Here is an 18756-nt window from a genome sequence, read left to right on the forward strand (position 1 = left end):
TAACCACTGTCAAAAACCACTATCGGTATGTTGGAGCTCACACAGGGGGGGAACTTCGACACAGCAGGACGCAGGCCTGCCAACCGGCAGGTCTCGACACACTGTTTTCAGTGCCTGGACATCAAGCCATGCAGCACGCCAAACCTCAGACCGGGTTCGGACGGTGTCATGTGCGAAACGCCAAAGACCTTGAACGCCGCCAGCATCAGCACCAGTCCGCCCGGCAGGATGCTCAGGCGATGGCTCTGCAAACCGGCCAGCCTGAGCTGTTTGACGTGCCCCACTTCCAGCAGGCGCAACGACAGGCGCAGCAGGCCGCTGTAGGTGATACCACTCTGGCCATCGTCGTTCAAACCGTTGGCCTTGAGGACTTTGGCCAGCATGCGTGCGGTGCCTGAAGAGCCGATGACCTGCTGCCAGCCCAGCGTGCGATAACGGCGCGCCACGCGTTCGAACTGCAGTGTGGCGACACGCTCGGCCTCCAGCAGTGCCGGGGCCGTGATGCGGCCGCCTTGAAAGTAACGCGCGCCAAAGGTGCCGCTGCCGATGGCGATGCTCTCGGTCAACAGCGGTTGAGCGCCCTGCCCCAGAATCAATTCCGTGGAGCCGCCGCCGATGTCGATGACCAGTCGCTTGCGCTCGGTGCCGGGAACCGTATGGGCCACACCGGCGTACACCAATCGGGCTTCTTCATGCCCGGAAATCACATCAATGCGGAAACCCAGGTGCCTTTCCGCGCTGGCCAGAAACAGCTGGGCATTGTCAGCTTCGCGCACCGCACTGGTGGCCACCGCCCGCACACGACCGGGCTCGAAGCCACGCAACTTTTTGCCAAATCGCGCGAGTGCCTGCCATCCACGATCCAGCGCCATTTCGTCCAGCGCGCCGCCCTGAAATCCTTCCGCCAGTCGAACCGGCTCACGCAGGGTCTTCACTTCCTGGATCACCAGTTGCTGGTTCCGCTTGACCGACTGGCCGATCATCATGCGAAACGCGTTGGAGCCCAGGTCAATGGCCGCAAACAGAGAGGCGTCTCCTTTCATTGGGGTATTCCTTGCAAAATTCATCTGTCAGCCGACGCAGGCCCGCTGAACGCTCAAGACGGTTTGCAGGAATTTTTACATGGGTTCGATGACACCCGGATGACACCCTTTACCGAGCCTCCCCACCCTTGGGCTTATAAAAGAGAAACATGCTGGTCTGGGTAGTCTTGATGTATTTGCGGGCCCAATCGGGTTTCACAGTGCGGTCATGAAAATATATAGCGCCGTTGGTTCGATCATTGAGCTGCTTGTTGAGTGCCTTGCGCGCGATCTCCTTGGCGATCGCGTACTGGGTTTCCTCCTGGACCTGATCGGAACGCCCGTCACACCACCAGGAAAACTGGCAGTTCTTCGTTTCAGAACCCTGTTTGACCACCGCGCACACCGTGTCCGGAAAGCCCTCATGACCCAGGCGATTCATGACCACGCTAGCGACGGCTTCCATGTCGGCGGACGATTTGCCTTTGGCTTCCCAGTAGATCGAGCGCGCCAGGCAGGTGATTGCATCGTCCAGCGGTGACGCACCGGCCGGATCGACGGCCTGCACTTCGGAGGTGGTAATCGCCTCGGATTTGGGCACCGGTACATCGGCCCCCTTCTCCGCCGCTTTCTGTTCCAGCACTTCGGCCTTGTTTTCGGCCACTTCCTTTTTTTGTTCCTGTTCAGTCGCCAATGCCTGGCCGCCGAATAGCGTGATTGCACAGCAGATTGCTATCCAAATTAATCGCATGATCGACCCTTCTGAGTGGACTGGATTCAAGCAACAAAATGTCGACGCACAGCACGTCTTTCGGGCGACATGGCTTGATTGTAGTTGCCAAAATTCATTCCGACAGACGGCCAGCAACCTGTATTTCGGCGCGAAAAGGCATTGCGCTCACAGGGGTGTCATCGCGCATCATGGGCGCAGTCAGATCAAGGGAGATTTCCATGCGTGTCCTGTCATCCGTTTTGCGTCTTGCCACGTTGTCATTGGGCTTGCTGTTCGCCGCGAAGGCGCTGGCGGCTGACGAGAAACAACTGATCGATTCGATCAACGATTACCGCAGCCAGGTGCAGCGTTGCGCGGGTGAGGTATCGGCGGAACTGCCGCCGCTGGCGGGTGATCCACGGCTGGCGTTGTCCGCCACCAGCGTCGTCAATCTGCAACAGGCCATGGTCGCCGCGAATTATCCGATGAAGAATGTGCAGGCGATCAGCCTGTCCGGGCCACGTGATGCGGCATCGGCGATGAAAGCGATCCAGGAGAGCTTTTGCCAGATCGTGCTGGACCCGCAATTCGTCGACATTGGTGTGAGCCGCCAGGACCGTGAATGGCGCATTGTGTTGGCCCGTCCACTGTTGAGCGCACGCCTGGGCGACTGGCAGGCCGAAGGCCAGAAATTGCTGGCCGAGCTCAATGTCGCACGCGGTCGGCCGCGCCAGTGCGGCACGCAATCCTTCGCCGCCGCCACGCCGCTGACCTGGAACGCCACATTGGCGACGGCGGCCGAGACCCATTCGCGGTCGATGGCCAACAACAACTATTTCGATCACAAGGACCGCGATGGCCGCACGCCGGGTGATCGGGCAGAACTGGCGGGTTACAGCGGCCAGCAGATCGGCGAGAACATCGCGGCCGGGCAAGACACCGTGCGCAAGGTGGTCGATGGCTGGGTCGCCAGCCCCGGTCACTGCGCCAACCTGATGAACCCGCAATATCAGGAGTTGGGCGCGGCGTATGCGGTGGACCCGAAGAGTGATTCGGGGATTTACTGGACGGCGATGTTTGGTACGCCGTAAAACGCGCGGACACTCGCGAAGCTACCCGGACTCTGCTGAGGGCGTCCGGATTGGCTATTGGCAAACCCCGTCATAGACTCTATCGATCACTTGGTCATACATAGTGATTGGACACCCCGCCGGGTTGCTTTTAGCCTGCGCGCCTTCAAACCGTGAACAGCGCCCCCGCTTCTACGCAGGCGCCTGCGCAGGCAAAACACAATGATCGTCCGACCCAAGCCCAATCTGATCAACATCCTCACGTCGCTCAAGGGCTCGATCGCCAAGAAGATTGCGTTGCGCTGCCTGATGGTGACGCTGCTGGCCGCCGTCATCGTGCTCGTTGAAACCCTGCAACCCAACTACTTTGCCAAGGTGAACGCGACGCCCTTCACCCTGCTCGGTCTGTCGCTGTCGATTTTCATGAGTTTTCGCAACAACGCCTGCTATGACCGCTGGTACGAAGCACGCAAAGCCTGGGGGGAAATGATGGTCGCGATCCGCTCGATGATTCGCGAAACCCAGATCATCAAGGACGCGAGCGAGCGGCAGAAAATCCTGCGCAACCTCTGCGGATTCGCCCATTCGCTGAACGCAAAACTGCACGCAAAAAGTGAACTGGAGGCTGCCTGCGACTGGCTTGAGCCGATGCCGGAGGGCAACGTGCCTGACATCAGCGGGCGTATTTTGAACCATGTCGGCCAGCAATGTTCAGCACTCGGCGAGTCCGGGGCGATCAGTGAGTGGCGCTATACGGTCATGGCCAACCACCTGACGAACCTGAACCGGTCGCAGGCGGTCTGCGAACGAATCAAACAGACGCCACTGCCCTTCGCCTACACCCTGTTGCTGCACAGAACCACCTACCTCTTTTGCATCTTGCTGCCCTTCGCCATGGCCGAATCGCTGGGTTGGCTGACACCGGTTTTCACCGCCATCGTCAGCTATACGTTCTTCGGGCTGGATGCGATTGGCGATGAGCTGGAGGATCCGTTCGGTCGCGACGAAAACGACCTGCCAACCCATGCGATGGTGCGCAACATCGAGCGCGAAGTCCTCGCGGCGCTGGGTGCTACACAACTTCCCCCGGCCCTTGAGCCCGTAGACTATGTGTTGAGCTGACGGCCAATCGCCGAGGAACCCCTGGCAAGTTCAGGCCTGCGCTTGAACCACCTCGATCCCCAGTTTCCGATAATCCCCGACATCGCCCGACGGCACATGACGCTCGGTGATCAGCGTATGAATGCGGTTGCACGGCACGACCACGAACGGCTCCACCGCGCCCAGTTTGTCCGCTGTGGTGACGGCGATCACTTGCGAAGCACTGTCAATCAGCGCCTGTTTTACCGGCACCTCGTCGAAATGCAGTGAGCTGATGCCGACTTCCGGATGAATCGCGCAGACCCCGGTGAACAGCACGTCGGCCTTGATGCCCTGCAGCAGGCGCACGGTCTCGTGACCACTGACCGACATCGTCGCCAGGTTGAGTTGTCCGCCGGCCAGAATCACTTTGATACCTTTGTATTCGGCGAGGGTAATCGCGGTCATCGGCGAGGTCGTGATCGCCGTGATGGAAATGTCCGACGGCAACGAGCGCGCGATCTGCAGCGTGGTGGTACCGGAATCGAACATCACGATCTGGCCATTCTCCACCCGGCGTGCGGCGAGCTGCGCCAGGCGGGTTTTCACCTCATCGGTTTCGCTGACACGGGTGAAGTAATCCTTGCCCGTGTCCTTTGGCCGAGGCAGCGCCCCACCGTGTACGCGCTGCACCAGACCGGCCGTGGCCAGTTCCGAGAGATCGCGGCGGATGGTGTCTTCGGAGACTGCGAAATGCTGGCTCAACTCGGAGGCCATGACCTTGCCGTCACGCTCGAGGATCAGGAGGATTTTTTGCCGGCGCAGTTGAGGAAGCTCGGCCGCCGAATGCTGATCTTGCATGTTTTCGCCTGAATTTGCGGGTTTTTGCGAGATTAGCCAAACCCAGGCGTAAACACAATCGGCGCGGCGATGGGCAACCGTCAGTTGCTCGCGACTTGAGCCACAGTGCCCGAAGTCACCAACGCCTTCAGCGAGGTGTCGAACTGTTTCAGGGCGTTCACTTGCAGCTCGGTTTGCTCGTCGATCTGCGCGGCGATTTCCGGTGCTGCCTTGCCATGCACCCACACCGAAGGCATTTGTTGTGCGCGAGCGCCTTCGGCCTTGCCGATATATTGCAGGTTCGAGTCGTAGAACTTCGCCATGAAGCGCGCTTCAACCTGGTTGTTGCGCTTCGACACCAGACGGCTGTAAGTGTCCAGCATCACCACCACGTCCGGGTGCGCTTGCACCAGTGCGTCGAGGTTGTCGTAGACGGTTACCGAGGCAAATTGTTTGTGCAACGAACCCATCAGCCAGTTGATTGCCAGTTTCGGATCGGAGCTTTTTACGAAGGCGTTGCTGATGCGCGAATCCAGCGCCGGGTTCTTCGCGCCGTTCAGCGCAACCGAGTGGTACTGCTCAAGGTATTCGAGGGTGTTGACGGTGTTTTCGCTGTAGAGCACGCCCACCGTTTGGGCAGGCTTCAGGCTGGCTGCGCTGTCGGCGACCGGCAAGAAGTGGCAGGTCTGTTCAGCGGCGTAGGCCGGTACGGTGGCGGCAGCGCTGCCGGTCAATACGGCGACAAGGGCCAGCAAGGTAGAGATTCTCATCGCGCAGGTTCCTTCGGAGGCGAATTCGGTATGTGGCTATCCTCCTCTGTTGCCGGAAAAACAGAACTTGCGTTTATTGATGGTGGTTATTGATTAAACGAATGGTTGCGTGTGCCCCTCATGATGCGTCCCGACGCAAAAATCGAAAAAGTCTATCTCTAGCCGAAGCCCGTCGGCCTACGAAATCCATCGACGGCCTCAAGCCCTTCGTAAAAACCGATGCGGGCCCTGATGCCACTGCTCACTCAAATTCCGCGTTTACTTGCCCAAACAGAGGCTGGGTGCTTAAGTTGATGTAATGAGGATTCTGCGGCTGGCTCCCTGCTCCCTCGTTTCAAACGTTTCAAACGTTTCACTTGTTCCATGGATTCAGGGGCTGAACGATATGAGGAAAAGAGCATATTTACTAAACATAACCGTTCTTCTCGCCGTTTCTCTTTTTCTTGCACCGAAGATTATTTTGATAGAGTTTTTTTCTAGTAGATGGATTGACACTGGGATACCCAGTATTTTTTTGTTCTTATTACAAGACTTGATTCTTTCAGCAATTATATACCTGATAACAACAACCCTAATAAGCAAGAATAAATTCTATTTTTACTTGCTGAGCATTTCCTCAGGGTTTATTTTGCTATGCCTTATATTGGACATGAGGGTTAGAGAACTATGGCTAAAACCTTTAGACTTCCAACTAATAAATTACAGTTTGCAACATGCAAGTAATTTAACGTCGGGAATAGAAATATTTCTCAATCAATCCTCTGGTTTTGGATTAACTTTTCGATTCATTGTATTTATCCTCTTCCTTGCTTACCTGACAACCTGGCTTCTCGTTGGATTGACCACCTATAAAATACACACGCACCAAATAACAAACAAAGAAGAGAAAAGCAAACACAGGACATTGTTTATATTATTCTTATCAACCATGTTTTTATGGTCAATTTTTACGAAAGACGCTCGCTACGACTTGAATACAAATATTTTCACAAACCCTTTGATTGCTACTTTTAAAAGTATCATCTCTTTAAATTCCACTCAAGCTAAAGCCATACTGGAATTCGAACAACCCACTTACCCCTTATCAGCAATCAACGACATTCAAAAGCTTGATTCCCAGCCCACTCCAGACTTTAAGAACCTGGTATTTATTGTTCTGGAATCGGTTCGATGGAACAGTATTTTTGGTGCCGGGGTAAACACCGGTGAAAAATACCCCGTATTTGAAAAACTTTCTCAGGAAGGAATGCTTTCTAAATCGTACGTGTCAGTCCCTCACTCATCCAAAGGCTATTACTCAATACTTACCGGGTTGCACGCATACCCGGATATCGAAATAAAAGAGGCGATGCACCTATATCAACCCAGTATAATTCATGAATTAAAAAAGAAAAGAAACATGGAGGCAGTTGCATTCAGCTCATTATTTTTACAATTTGAGAACATGGATGGTTTTTTAAAATCTGTGGGCGTATCAAACGCCTATGCAGTTTCTGATATTGCCCCAGACAAATATCACCCCCAAAACAATAACAGCTTCGGAGAAAGTGATGATCATTTATTCTCGTCAAGTATTTCGCACCTGGAAGATATTACCAAAAAAGGCAAAGGGTTCATTGCGCTGTATTTTCCAGCCGCAGCACATTACCCATACAACTGCACTACCCATTCAACTTCACAAACAACGATAGTAAAATACGAAGAGTGCATAATGAAAACAGACACCCTGATAGGTGAAATGTTAGATGCATTCGACAAGTCAGACATTTTGAAATCAACATTATTTGTGCTTGTTGGAGATCATGGAGAATCTTTTGGGGAGCATGGGCAATTTATTCACAACTCCTCCATGCACGAAGAGGAAGTTACTGTGCCTTTAATATTCTGGGCGAATGGCAAGATACTACCTAAGAATACATCAACAACAAGCCACCAGACTGACATCGCACCAACAATTGCTGATTTTTTCGGAGTGACTGATTCTTCTCTCAATATTCAAGGCGTTAGTTTGTTGAGAGCGCAAGGGGAGCGAGTGTTTTTTATGTCTACTTTTTTTGACGAGTTGTCGTCCGCATTAATTGAGCATCCCTATAAATACATATATGAATATAGCCCTGACACCATTACAAAATATAATATCGAAGACGATCCGCAAGAAAAAACACCTCAAACCGTTCTTGGCAATGAATTCAAAACCATTAAAAACAGATTGCTTTCCTACAACTTGTACCAAAAAACTATTTTTGCAAAAAAACCTGAACAAACCGAATGACTTTCAATCATCGCTGCTTTGCAAATTAATCGGCACCTGAATTCATGGAATATCGGACTCCAGGCGCATTCACGCCACTCGCTCCACCGTATCCGCACTGGTTTTCTTCTTTCCTCTGTTCCAGCGCATCAAGACAATTCGAACGACCTTGTTCCAGGCATAACTAACCCCGACGCCACCGACTATGGCGATCACGACCGAAAGCGCCGGCGCATCAACGATGTGACGGGCCAGGGACCTAAACTGGAAATGCGTCAAATAGATATACAGCGTTGACGAGGCTATCAACGCAAGCCCTCGCGCGATCATGCCTGGCACGGGAATGGATTTGATCCAGATCACCGCAAGAACGGCAGGCACGGCGATATCGATATATCCCCTGATGTCCAGTTCGTGCGGTCCATAGACGACCAGAAGATCCTGCCCGCCCAGCACAATGACGGTCACCGTACTAACGACCCATTTCTGGAGGGTTGAATTGGCGTAATGAATGGCCATTCCGAGCACCATGATCGCAAGGTAGTGTTGCGGCACTCTTTCATAGAGTGCCTCAGCATCAAACAAATAGGCATCAATCAGAATATCCGCCACTGCCAGTACGCACGCTGCAATGACCAGATTCTGAAACGGGTTTGACATGATCAATTTTCTGACTCGCTCGAACGACAGGGCGAATCCAATGATTATTATCATTTGCAGAAGAACTTCGACATACCAATAGGTAAAGTTGCCCACGATACTTTCTGGAAACCAGTTCGAAACAAGCAGCACCGTTTGCCAATGAACCCTGTCGAAAACTATCTGGACCAACATGGCGTACAGGATTGTGGGTGTCGCGATACTGACAATGGACTTTGCCAGTGAACGCACGTTACCGCGCTCATTGATCGCTTGAAGTTGAAACCTTGCCAGGCTGATGCCGGACACGACAAACAACACCTTCGTCTCGCCTGCAATCAGAAATTTTGAAAAAAGACCAAGGTGCCCGATAACAATGAGCAAAATGGACATGACACGCAGAAGAACAGGAACTTCCATTGCCCGAAGTGAAAACCGGGAAGGGCGGGTTTTATGGCTCAGCTCACACAATTGGTTTACCGGTGTCATTTCCCACTGATCCGGGAGATGGCCAATCAGCGCTTCAAGTGCCATGGAAGCTTGTACAAACGAGAGCGAATCCCCACCCAGCTCGACGAACGACAAATTTGCATCAATACGCGGGACTTCGAGTATTTCCGACCATGCGGCCACCAGCAGGAGCGCCAGCGGTGAAAGATCCTGGCTCGAACTCATCGACGTCGCGTCCGTATCAATCGAGGCCAACGCGCGCCTGTCAATCTTTCCGTTCGGCGTGAGTGGAATGGCATCCAGGAAGACGAACAACGCCGGGACCATATAGTCGGGGAGTTCCTTGCCGACATGGTCACGCAATTCACTCGATGACACCGGCGTTGTCGCAACGCAGTAGGCAACCAGCCTGGCGAGCGACGTGGCATGGTTGGCGAGCACAACACACTGCTTGATTCGGGGATGCCGTGACAGTGCGCCTTCGATTTCAGTCAGTTCGATTCGATGGCCGCGAATCTTGACCTGACTGTCACCCCGCCCCAGAAAGCTGACACTGCCATCGATAAGATAAGTGCCAAGGTCACCGGTTTTATAACAAAGATCGTGCTCGGCATTCGTAAACGGGTTCACCACAAACTTTTCTCTGGTTTGCGATGTGTCATTCCAGTAACCCAACGATAAATAAGGGCTGCGTATCAGTATTTCTCCGACCTCCCCTTCACTGACCAGCTGATTTGATTTATTCACGACCAGTAGTTGTGCGCCTTCAATCCCCTTGCCCAGCGGAATTTTGACATTATCGGCTTCAGGATCGACAGGATGGTACGCCATGGCCTGCGGCGTTTCCGTCGTACCGTAGAAGTTCACGCTCACGGCATTTGGAGCAACGACGCGTATTTGTTTGTACAGCGTATGACTTAATGCTTCTCCGCCCCAGAACAGATATCGCAGGGCGCTTAATTCAAGGCTGCGAGGTTTAGCTCCCGCTTCAATGAGTTTCCCCAGCGGGGGGGTCAGATGAATAATGGATATTTCGTTCTCTTGTATCCACGCAGCCAGAGCAAAAGGGTCTATGACGATTGACTGGGCCGGAACAAAAACTTTCGCGCCAATGGAGAGCGGCGTGAATACATCCCGGTATACAGGGTCATGGCCCAGACCGGACAGCAAGGAAAAGCGATCGTCTTGCGATAACGAATGGCACTGGGTATGCCATTCAATGAAATGAACCAGAGGCGCGTGATGGGTCACAATCCCTTTCGGCTCACCCGTGCTGCCCGAGGTGAAGGTGACATAGGCCGGATCGGCCGGGTCGACTTCAGGCAAGCTCGTTTGATCACAGGCGAACGCCTGCAGTGCATCGGCGGGACGTTCCGGTAATTGAACGACCCGCGGATTTGACGCAAGGCGTTCAAGCTCGAGTTCGACAGTCGCCTCGCCGCACACCAGTACAAAGGAAGGCTCAAGCGCCCGAATGATTTGCCCTATACGCGCTGGCGGGTAGGCGACGTCGGCCACCGTGAACATCAATCCGGCACGCGACACACCGAGCATTGCATAGACCAGCCCCGCACAACGACTCGAAACAATAACAACCCGGTCGGATTGTTTAGCGCCCTCTCTGATCAGGGAGGACGCAATGCCCCGGCTTATCGCTTCAAGTTGTTGATAGCTGCACGTCGCGTCTTGAGCGATGACAGCGATTGCATCAGGCGAACGCTCCGCCTGCCGCAGGAAGTCCATGAATATCGGGCGTTCGGCACAGTCCTTCAGACTAAGCGTTGGGTCTGGGCGAAGATCGTGCATTATCCGTATGCTCCGCATGATGTAGACGAGGTTAGCGTCGTGCCCCGAAAATCCTGAGAGAGATGGTGCGGACTATCGGTGGCCGAGCAAAACATGCAGCGTAGTTCCAGTTCGGGACGACTGCATGAAACGTTAGTTCAGAGTGGCCGGTGGCGCCGATAATTTCGAAGGGCGGCGCTGCCCTGCCCGGTATCATCAATGTCCGGCGATCACCCACGCAAGAATCCGAATGCCTTCATGAATCTCCTGCGTCGTCAGGCCCGCATAGCCCAAAATGAGCCCGGCGGGTCGCTCGGACGCTTCCGTCACGGGGCCGGCAAACAGCGGCGAGAGCGGATAAACCCCAACCCCGCGTTCGAGCGCGGCGGCCTGCAACGAGGGTTCATCCTGAGGGCGAAGTCCCGGCAACAGCAGCACGCCATGCAGACCCGCGGCCATGCCGACCAATTGCCCTTGCCCCGCCAGATGCTGTTCAACCGCGTCCAGCAGCGCTCTTCGCCGCCGTTCGTTCTCCCGACGCAGGCGGCGGACGTGGCGTTCATACGTACCACTTTCGATCAGCGAGGCCAGCACGTTTTGCTCCCAGCGCGGTGAGTGGCGATCCGTCAGCCGCTTGGCCTCGCGGAAAACGCTGACCAACTCGCGCGGAAGCACCAGATAACCCAGCCTGAGCTGCGGTGACAGTGCTTTGGAGAACGTGCCGACATAAATGACGCGCGCCTCCGTATCCATGGATTGCAGCGCGTCGATGGGACGCTGGCCATAACGAAACTCGCCGCCGTAATCATCCTCGATGATCCAAGCGCGCTGCCGGCTCGCCCACCTCAGCAACTCCAGGCGCCGCGCAACGGGAATCACCGCGCCCATCGGAAACTGGTGCGACGGCGTCACATAGGCCAACCGCACGCCGTCGTCTTCCGGCAGAGCGCTGGTATCCAGCCCGGAGGCGTCGACGGGGGTTGGCAGCGCTGTCGCGCCCGTGGCCTCAAAGCAGTATCTCGCCATGCGATAGCCCGGCTCCTCGAAGACGAATGCGTCTCCCGGGTTCAGCAGAAGACGTGCGCACAGGTCGAGCCCCTGTTGCGATCCATGCACTACGAGGATCTGGTCCGCATCGCAGGTCAAACCCCGTGCGCGTCGCAGATAGCCTTGCAGCGCGGCGCGCAAACGCTCTTCCCCTTCGGGTTGGCCGTAATAATGGTTGGGCTGACGCTTGACCAGTTCGGCGCGGTAGGCGCGCTGCCACCCCAGAGCCGGAAAATCCCTTGAGGCGACCGAACCGTACTTGAAGTCGATACGGGCATTCGGAGTCGTCATGCTGTAAGGCTTTATAGCGGCCACCCGCTGGCCGTACTGGGAAAGCGCCGGCGGCAAATGCTCGCGTGGCGCCGAGTCCGCTTTCGCCGACCCGGACGGGGAATTCCTCACGGCGCCTACCCTGGCGGCCTTTCCTGCCGATGTCACCACAAAACCCTCGGCGGCGAGTTGCTCGTAGGCCGCCGTCACCGTGGTTCGTGATACGCCGAGCTCGGCCGCCAGCGCTCGCGTCGACACAAGCCGGGTGCCTGCTGCAAGCGTGCCGTCTTCTATTTGCGTGCGCAGCCTGGCGTAGATACGGCGTTCGGCGCCGCGTGCGGTTGCTTCCGGTTTGGTAGACAACTGGCCCATGGGAGAACCTCAAAACTGGCACTTTTTATTGTGCAGGTGCTGATCGAGATTATGGGTTCTCATCATTGCGAGTGAAATCCCCATGTGTCCGCTGCCGGGTCCAGACTCAAAGGTTTTTCAGGCCGACCAAGACAGGGAGGCAGCACCATGGAACTGACCGCCACTACCCTCCTTGTCACGTTCGCCGGTGTCTTTCTGATCTGTTTCATGAAAGGCGCGTTCGGCGGCGGCTTTGCCATTGTCGGCATCCCGCTTCTGTCACTGGTGATGGACCCGATCACCGCCGGCGGTCTGCTTGCGCCATTGTTCATCGCAATGGATTTGTACGGCCTGCGTTACTGGAAGCCGTCCACCTGGTCAAAACCGGACTTGAAGCTGCTTGTACCCGGCCTTGTCGTCGGCATCGGCGTCGGTTATCTGCTCTTTCGCGTGCTGGACCACCGCGCGATTGCCATTGTGATGGCTACGGTCACGCTGTTTTTTGTCGGCCTCTGGTTCAAGGCTGGCGGAGAAGTCAGAGTACGGCCGCGCTCATCGCCCAAGGCCGTGGCCGCCGGTCTTACATCGGGCATCACGACCATGGTCGCGCATTCAGGCGGGCCGCCGCTGGCGATGTACCTGCTGCCGCTCGGCCTGAGCAAGCAGGTCTATGCCGGAACGACCAGCATGTTCTTCACCGTAGGCAATCTGCTCAAGGCCGCACCTTGGCTGCTGCTGGCCAGACCGACGGGCAACGTGCTGAGCCTGATGCTGATCTGCCTGCTCGCCGTGCCGAGTGGTGTCTGGCTGGGCTGGCGTCTGCACGCGAAATTGGACCAACGCCAGATGTACCGCGCCTGTTATGGCTTGCTGGTCGTCACAGCCCTGAAGCTTTTGTGGGACGGCGTCGGCGGGTATCTCGCCTGAAACGGGTGCGTCAGCTTTCGAAGCCGTCGGCTACACTTTGTTGTCTGCGCCGCGGCAGCCGAGTGACCAAATCCCTTTCTCCTGACCTGGAGGTTTCCCATGAGCGATGACACCGAACTCACGTCCTTCACCGGTTGGGCCGCAACAGCGGCCGGCGCGCCACTGGAGCGCTTCAGCTACGATCCGGGCCCATTGGGAGAAGATGAAGTGGAAGTTGCCGTGGAATATTGCGGCGTCTGCCACTCGGACCAGTCGCTGATCGATAACGATTGGGGCATCAGCCAATACCCGTTTATCCCGGGCCATGAAGTGGTCGGCCGTATCGTGCGAATGGGCGCACAGGTGCGCGGTCTCGAAACGGGGCAAAGGGTGGGCATCGGCTGGTACAAGGGCAGTTGCATGCATTGTTCTTCGTGTATCGGTGGTTCCCATCACCTGTGTGGCACGGCCCAACCCACCATCATCGGCAGCAACGGCGGCTTCGCCGACCGCGTGCGTTCGCACTGGGCCTGGGCGCTTGCGATACCGGAGGGCCTCGATCCCGCCATGGCCGGTCCGCTGTTCTGTGCCGGCTCGACAGTGTTCAACCCGCTGGTGGAATTTGACGTCAAGCCCACTGACCGGGTGGGTGTGGTGGGTATCGGCGGCCTCGGTCATCTGGCATTACGCTTCCTCAATGCCTGGGGCTGCGAAGTCACGGCCTTCACTTCGTCACTGAGCAAGCAGGACGAAGCCAAGCGTCTGGGCGCGCACAACGTCGTCGCCTCGACCGACAGCGTTGCGCTGAAAGCCATCGCCGGCACCCTGGATTTTCTCCTGATCACCGCCAACGCCGACCTCGACTGGTCGGCCATGCTCGGCACCCTGCGCGGCAAGGGGCGTTTGCACTTTGTTGGCGTCGTGCCCGGCGCAATTCCGGTACACGTGCTCGACCTGATTCCCCAACAGAAGAGCTTGTCCGCCTCGCCGGTCGGCTCGCCTGCTACTACGGCAACCATGCTGGAGTTCTGCGCCCGCCATCAGATCTTGCCGCAGGTCGAGCACTTCCCCATGAGCCGGGTCAATGAAGCCATCGATCACCTGCGCAGTGGCAAGGCGCGTTACCGCGTCGTGCTCGACGCCAGCAAATGACTGACGAGCGCGTCGGGTAACACCGCATGCGCCCTCACCCACTTTGACCATGACCAGCGTCGGTGGAATCACAGTGTTGGGCCATGGTTCATGCTGTCAGAGGTTTCGCGTCATTCTGTAGGTAACTTTAATTCGAAGGCATGTCGGTCGCCGACCGGCGCGTGATGCGCCATCACCTCGACGACCCAATCGATGAACACGCGCAACTTGAGGCTGATATGCCGGTTCGGCGGAAACGCCACGTAAAGCGGCATCGTATCGAGGTGCCAGTCTTCGAACAGCGGCACTAACTCGCCACTCGCCTCGAACGCTTTGGACATGTACTTGGGCAACCAGAGTACGCCCAACCCGGCCAGCCCGGCCGCGAGATAGGCATTGCCATCGTCGACGGCCAACACGTAGCGACCTTTGACCTGCACACTTTCACTGTGGTTGTGCATCGCATAGGGCAGCGGTTTGCCGGTGCGCGCCCACAGAAAACCGACGATTCGATGATCCGACTCTTCCAGCTCATGCGGATGCAAGGGCGTGCCGACCCGAGCCAGATAGCTCGGCGCTGCAAATACGCCGAGCGGCAGGTCAGCGACGCGCCGGGCCATCAGCGACTGATCCGTGAGTTCACCGCCGCGCACCACGCAATCGACGTTCTCATCGATCATGTCGACGATGCGATCGCTGACGCCCATGTCGATCTGGATGTCAGGGTATCGCGCGTAGAAACCAGGCAATGCCGGCATCAGAATCATGCTCGCCAGCGGGCTCGGCACATCGACTCGCAGCCGGCCCCGGGGCAATGCCGAGGCGCCGGACAGACTGGTTTCAGCGTCGTCGATGTCGGCCAGCAGTTTGATCACGCGCTCGTAATAAACAGCGCCATCGGCGGTGACGTTGACTTTGCGCGTCGTGCGGTTGAGCAACTTGACGCGCAACCGCGCCTCCAGTTGCTGCACCAGTTGAGTCACGGTGGTCTTGCTCATGTGCAGCGTTTCTGCAGCCTTGGTGAAGCTGCCCGCCTCCACCACCCGCGCGAATGCCTGCATTGCATCAAAACGGTCCATCGCCGCCCCTTGTGTCGATCAGATTGTTTGTATTTTCCAAACAGTGATCGCCAAGGTTGCTCGTTTATCGACCGGGCGCAAGTCCTTACAGTCCCTTCAACGTTTGTTTCGGGTCGGCCTTGGCCCTTTGATGGAGGTCCTTTATGACAACGCGTGATGTGGTTTTTCCGAGCGGACGCCAAGCACTCTATGAGCGCAATCGCTACTCGCCGGCGATTCGCTCCAATGGCTTTCTGTTCGTGTCCGGGCAAGTTGGCAGCAAGGAGGATGGAGCGCCCGAGCCCGACCTGGAGAAACAGGTCCGGCTCGCCTTCAACAACCTGAACGCGATCCTGGTCGCGGCCGGTTGCACCTTCGACGACGTGATTGATGTCACCGTCTTCATCGTCGATCCCGAATCGACGTTCGAAACGATCTGGAAGATCGTGCCGGAGTTCTGGGGCAACGCACCGCACCCGACGCTGACCGGGATTGGCGTCACGTGGCTGTATGGTTTCCAGTTCGAGATCAAGGTGATCGCCAGACTTCCGGAAACCGTCCAGGGATGAACGACCGTTGTTCAGGGTTGTTAGCCTGCCTCTAACGAGCTTCCTCGACGAGGCCTACCAACTCATTGAAAGCAACAATATCCAGCGGCCGGCTCAGGAAATAGCCTTGACCTTCATCGCACGACACCGATTTCAGCAATTTCAGGTGATCGGCCGTTTCAATGCCCTCAGCCGTAACGGTGAGCGATAACGCACGTCCCAGGCCCACGATAGCCCGGATGATCGCCTTGTCATCCTCGCTGTCGGCCAGCCTGTTCAAAAAGCTGCGGTCAATTTTCAAGCCGTCGAACGGGAATGCGCGAAGGTAGCTCAGCGAAGAATATCCCGTTCCGAAATCGTCCATTGATATCCGTACGCCGAGACGTTTGAGGGTACGCATTACCTCAAGAGCGCCGGAGGCGTCTTCGAGCATGACGCTTTCGGTAATTTCCAACTCTACTCGGGCAGGGTTGATTCCTGAGTCGGTGAGTGTTTTCTGAATGCGCTCGACCAGATTGCCTTGTTTGAATTCGGTCGGTGACAGGTTGACTGATACGAACAGGCGCTCCGGCCACTGTGCGGCGCAGCGGCACGCGGTATCGAGAACCCAGTTGCTCAGGGAAAGAATCAGTCCGGATTCCTCGGCAATCGGAATGAAAGTGTCGGGTGGTATCAAACCGCGCTCAGGATGTTGCCACCGGACCAGCGCTTCGGCACCCACCATCTGACCGTCAGCGATACGATAGCGTGGCTGGAAATGCAGCCGCAGCTCTCCGTGTTTGATCGCGAAGCGCAGGTCGCTTTCCAGTCGACGGCGCTCGATGATCCTGGCGTTCATATCCCCGGCATAAAAACGCCAGGTGTTACGACCTGCGGCCTTGGCCTCGTACAGTGCGATATCCGCGTAGCGAAGCAGTTCGGTCGCCTCGCAGGCGTCATGAGGCGCCATCGCAACGCCAACACTGGCGCTGACGAACACTTCCTGCTCATCGATCGCTATCGGCTGCTCGATCGACTCGATCAAGCGGCGACAGAGCGTCTCGACTTCTTCCTGGGAACTCACGTCAGTCAGAATCAATACAAACTCATCCCCGCCGACCCGAGCGACAAGGTCGCCATGGCGCACGCACTCTGCCAGGCGATTCGACACTTCATTAAGGACCAGATCACCGGCGGCATGCCCGAGCAAGTCATTCACCGGTTTGAAACGATCCAGGTCCAGACTGAGCATGACCAGCGGCTGGTCTATCGTCGGCAATGCCTTGAGTTTACCGTCGAGAAACTCTTGAAGACGGGTTCTGTTCGGTAGCCCGGTCAGGGCGTCATGCTGCGAGAGGAATTCGATACGCCGACGGGCTTCGACTTCCTCTGTCACATCCGTCGCAGTACCCCGGAACCCTCCACCTGCCATTTTTCGAGCCGAAAGACGAGTGATTCGCTCCTGGCCTTCGGTATCGACGTATCGGCACTGAATGCTGATATCCGGACGACGGTTCGGGATGCTGAGCCACTGAGCCAACGTGCCCAGTTCGGTACTCAGCAGATCATCGATCACCGCACCAATCCAGACGTTTCTGGAGAGCCCCGTCACGTCTTCGAATCGCTCTGACAAATAGGTGAAATGCCACTCGGAATCGATTTCCCATACCCAGTCCGAGCTGGCTTCAACGACGTCGCGAAAGCGTGCTTCGCTGGTGGCAAGGGCGTCCTGACTGCTTTGCAGTGACGCATAGCTGGCGTCAAGTGCCAGCGCACCAGCCGTCGTGCGACGCAAAATGACCGACGTCATCAGGCACACCAACAATGCGGCGATGCCGATCAATGGCAACCCTATCCCCAACAACCGCAGGCCCGGCCTTTCCGGACTCCACTGCAGGCTGCCGGCCGAACCGTCATCGCCCAGTGGAAGGAGCGACGCAGTGTCCGTTTCGCCGGACGTGGCAACGTGCAGACGATCGACCCCGAAATCGTCGCCGATCATCTGCAACTTGGCGCTGTTCAACACGTCGACAAAAATCAGCACCGAAGGCGGCCTGTCATCAGGCACCACTGTCGGGTCTGTTCCCGGCGTAATGGCTGCTGCCGCGACGAGGGCGGGTACTCCTCCCACACTGATGAAGGCTGTTGTCGGCGTCTCTGTTTCCGCTCCTGCACGCGCCTTATCAAGAATCCCGGGAATGGACTGCTTGAGCCACTCTGTGACTTCCACGGATTTCAGCTCACCCTTGACCACAGCGTAAACAGTGCGATCGACGTCGTTGACGACAAACAGTCCCTGGACCCCGAAATCCGTGTAAAGCGTTGGTCCAACGTTCTGTCGTACGAAGGCCCAGTCAGGGTCCACTTCAGTATGCAGATACTTGTAGGCGTCGCCCCAGAATGCGTAATCCTTGACGGTTGAGCGCAGCGACTTTTCCAGCGATTGGACTGCCTTCTTCGTGTAAAACGCGCTTTCAGCCTCCTCCGTCCGGTCCAAATCATGTGCAAGGTAAACGAGTGAATAGCTGGCCAGTAAAAACACGCCTGCCAATAGACCCACAAACTTGAACAGCGAGGCGCGAGCCAGTACCACGCTAGAGCGACGGGAGGAAGAAGGGTTACTGGAGGCGAGACTGTTCGGCATAGATTCCCGCTTTTCGTTGAAATAAGTCCTTTGCATACCCTGCTATCGGCTACTTTGGCAGAACGATGAGCAGGGGCATTCCATGAGTGGCCGCTTTCTATTAAAGCCTATGGTTCTGCGCCCGACACGATCCAGCCATGAGATTTCACCAGGGAATGATCTGACGCCCGCGCCGGACATGAAATTTGCGGCACCCATCGTTA

The 18756-nt window shown here is 56.4% G+C and carries 14 protein-coding genes; 6 read left to right on the forward strand and 8 right to left on the reverse strand.

The annotated features are described in order from the left end of the window. Nucleotides 1–107: 107 nt before the first annotated feature. Both ACA066_RS15750 and ACA066_RS15755 read right to left on the reverse strand, forming a co-directional pair. Nucleotides 108–1043 carry a Ppx/GppA phosphatase family protein gene (locus ACA066_RS15750; RefSeq protein ID WP_497695650.1) on the reverse strand — a complete coding sequence of 312 codons (936 nt, stop codon included), beginning with the start codon at nt 1041–1043 and terminating at the stop codon, nt 108–110. Between the two features lie 109 nt (nt 1044–1152). After that, complete coding sequence (locus ACA066_RS15755; RefSeq protein ID WP_497695651.1) at nt 1153–1773, reverse strand: cell wall hydrolase; 621 nt, start codon at nt 1771–1773, stop codon at nt 1153–1155. 200 nt (nt 1774–1973) lie between these two features. Between ACA066_RS15755 and ACA066_RS15760 the strand changes: the two genes are divergently transcribed. Next, entirely contained in the window at nt 1974–2825 is an 852-nt protein-coding gene (locus tag ACA066_RS15760; RefSeq protein WP_497695652.1) for a CAP domain-containing protein, read from the forward strand. A gap of 201 nt (nt 2826–3026) precedes the next feature. Continuing rightward, nucleotides 3027–3926 (forward strand): bestrophin family protein, encoded by a 900-nt coding sequence (locus tag ACA066_RS15765; RefSeq protein ID WP_497695653.1) that lies wholly within the window; start codon nt 3027–3029, stop codon nt 3924–3926. Between the two features lie 30 nt (nt 3927–3956). Here the strand turns inward: ACA066_RS15765 and ACA066_RS15770 are convergent, their stop codons facing one another. Continuing rightward, nucleotides 3957–4745 carry a DeoR/GlpR family DNA-binding transcription regulator gene (locus tag ACA066_RS15770; RefSeq protein WP_497695654.1) on the reverse strand — a complete coding sequence of 263 codons (789 nt, stop codon included), beginning with the start codon at nt 4743–4745 and terminating at the stop codon, nt 3957–3959. 80 nt (nt 4746–4825) lie between these two features. Continuing rightward, nucleotides 4826–5494 carry an ATPase gene (locus ACA066_RS15775; protein ID WP_497695655.1) on the reverse strand — a complete coding sequence of 223 codons (669 nt, stop codon included), beginning with the start codon at nt 5492–5494 and terminating at the stop codon, nt 4826–4828. A gap of 385 nt (nt 5495–5879) precedes the next feature. Here ACA066_RS15775 and ACA066_RS15780 point away from each other — a divergent pair, with 385 nt between their 5' ends. After that, entirely contained in the window at nt 5880–7766 is a 1887-nt protein-coding gene (locus ACA066_RS15780; RefSeq protein ID WP_497699886.1) for an LTA synthase family protein, read from the forward strand. Between the two features lie 69 nt (nt 7767–7835). Here ACA066_RS15780 and ACA066_RS15785 read toward each other — a convergent pair whose 3' ends face one another. Beyond that, complete coding sequence (locus tag ACA066_RS15785) at nt 7836–10640, reverse strand: amino acid adenylation domain-containing protein (RefSeq protein WP_497695656.1); 2805 nt, start codon at nt 10638–10640, stop codon at nt 7836–7838. Nucleotides 10641–10835: 195 nt separating this feature from the next. Then, entirely contained in the window at nt 10836–12308 is a 1473-nt protein-coding gene (gene pdxR / locus ACA066_RS15790) for a MocR-like pyridoxine biosynthesis transcription factor PdxR (protein WP_497695657.1), read from the reverse strand. Nucleotides 12309–12455: 147 nt separating this feature from the next. Between pdxR and ACA066_RS15795 the strand changes: the two genes are divergently transcribed. Both ACA066_RS15795 and ahr read left to right on the forward strand, forming a co-directional pair. Next, nucleotides 12456–13214: a sulfite exporter TauE/SafE family protein gene (locus tag ACA066_RS15795; RefSeq protein ID WP_497695658.1), complete on the forward strand. Its 759-nt coding sequence runs from the start codon at nt 12456–12458 to the stop codon at nt 13212–13214. A 99-nt stretch (nt 13215–13313) separates the two neighbouring features. Continuing rightward, the gene (gene ahr, locus ACA066_RS15800; RefSeq protein ID WP_497695659.1) at nt 13314–14345 is read left to right on the forward strand and encodes an NADPH-dependent aldehyde reductase Ahr; all 1032 of its coding nucleotides are present in this window, start codon (nt 13314–13316) and stop codon (nt 14343–14345) included. A gap of 110 nt (nt 14346–14455) precedes the next feature. On the opposite strand, the gene ACA066_RS15805 is transcribed toward ahr, so the two are convergent. Continuing rightward, complete coding sequence (locus ACA066_RS15805; RefSeq protein WP_497695660.1) at nt 14456–15403, reverse strand: LysR family transcriptional regulator; 948 nt, start codon at nt 15401–15403, stop codon at nt 14456–14458. A 143-nt stretch (nt 15404–15546) separates the two neighbouring features. Between ACA066_RS15805 and ACA066_RS15810 the strand changes: the two genes are divergently transcribed. Next, nucleotides 15547–15951: a RidA family protein gene (locus tag ACA066_RS15810; protein WP_497695661.1), complete on the forward strand. Its 405-nt coding sequence runs from the start codon at nt 15547–15549 to the stop codon at nt 15949–15951. Nucleotides 15952–15982: 31 nt separating this feature from the next. Here the strand turns inward: ACA066_RS15810 and ACA066_RS15815 are convergent, their stop codons facing one another. Beyond that, nucleotides 15983–18553 carry a bifunctional diguanylate cyclase/phosphodiesterase gene (locus ACA066_RS15815; protein ID WP_497695662.1) on the reverse strand — a complete coding sequence of 857 codons (2571 nt, stop codon included), beginning with the start codon at nt 18551–18553 and terminating at the stop codon, nt 15983–15985. Between the last annotated feature and the right edge of the window lie 203 nt (nt 18554–18756).

This window comes from Pseudomonas sp. LBUM1651, assembly GCF_059716135.1.

Excerpts from the sequence above, each read along its gene's own strand:
- ACA066_RS15750 (WP_497695650.1), bottom strand. The coding sequence starts at position 1,043 with ATGAAAGGAGACGCCTCTCTGTTTGCGGCCATTGACCTGGGCTCCAAC.
- ACA066_RS15755 (WP_497695651.1), bottom strand. The coding sequence starts at position 1,773 with ATGCGATTAATTTGGATAGCAATCTGCTGTGCAATCACGCTATTCGGC.
- ACA066_RS15760 (WP_497695652.1), top strand. The coding sequence starts at position 1,974 with ATGCGTGTCCTGTCATCCGTTTTGCGTCTTGCCACGTTGTCATTGGGC.
- ACA066_RS15765 (WP_497695653.1), top strand. The coding sequence starts at position 3,027 with ATGATCGTCCGACCCAAGCCCAATCTGATCAACATCCTCACGTCGCTC.
- ACA066_RS15770 (WP_497695654.1), bottom strand. The coding sequence starts at position 4,745 with ATGCAAGATCAGCATTCGGCGGCCGAGCTTCCTCAACTGCGCCGGCAA.
- ACA066_RS15775 (WP_497695655.1), bottom strand. The coding sequence starts at position 5,494 with ATGAGAATCTCTACCTTGCTGGCCCTTGTCGCCGTATTGACCGGCAGC.
- ACA066_RS15780 (WP_497699886.1), top strand. The coding sequence starts at position 5,880 with ATGAGGAAAAGAGCATATTTACTAAACATAACCGTTCTTCTCGCCGTT.
- ACA066_RS15785 (WP_497695656.1), bottom strand. The coding sequence starts at position 10,640 with ATGCACGATCTTCGCCCAGACCCAACGCTTAGTCTGAAGGACTGTGCC.
- pdxR (WP_497695657.1), bottom strand. The coding sequence starts at position 12,308 with ATGGGCCAGTTGTCTACCAAACCGGAAGCAACCGCACGCGGCGCCGAA.
- ACA066_RS15795 (WP_497695658.1), top strand. The coding sequence starts at position 12,456 with ATGGAACTGACCGCCACTACCCTCCTTGTCACGTTCGCCGGTGTCTTT.
- ahr (WP_497695659.1), top strand. The coding sequence starts at position 13,314 with ATGAGCGATGACACCGAACTCACGTCCTTCACCGGTTGGGCCGCAACA.
- ACA066_RS15805 (WP_497695660.1), bottom strand. The coding sequence starts at position 15,403 with ATGGACCGTTTTGATGCAATGCAGGCATTCGCGCGGGTGGTGGAGGCG.
- ACA066_RS15810 (WP_497695661.1), top strand. The coding sequence starts at position 15,547 with ATGACAACGCGTGATGTGGTTTTTCCGAGCGGACGCCAAGCACTCTAT.
- ACA066_RS15815 (WP_497695662.1), bottom strand. The coding sequence starts at position 18,553 with ATGCCGAACAGTCTCGCCTCCAGTAACCCTTCTTCCTCCCGTCGCTCT.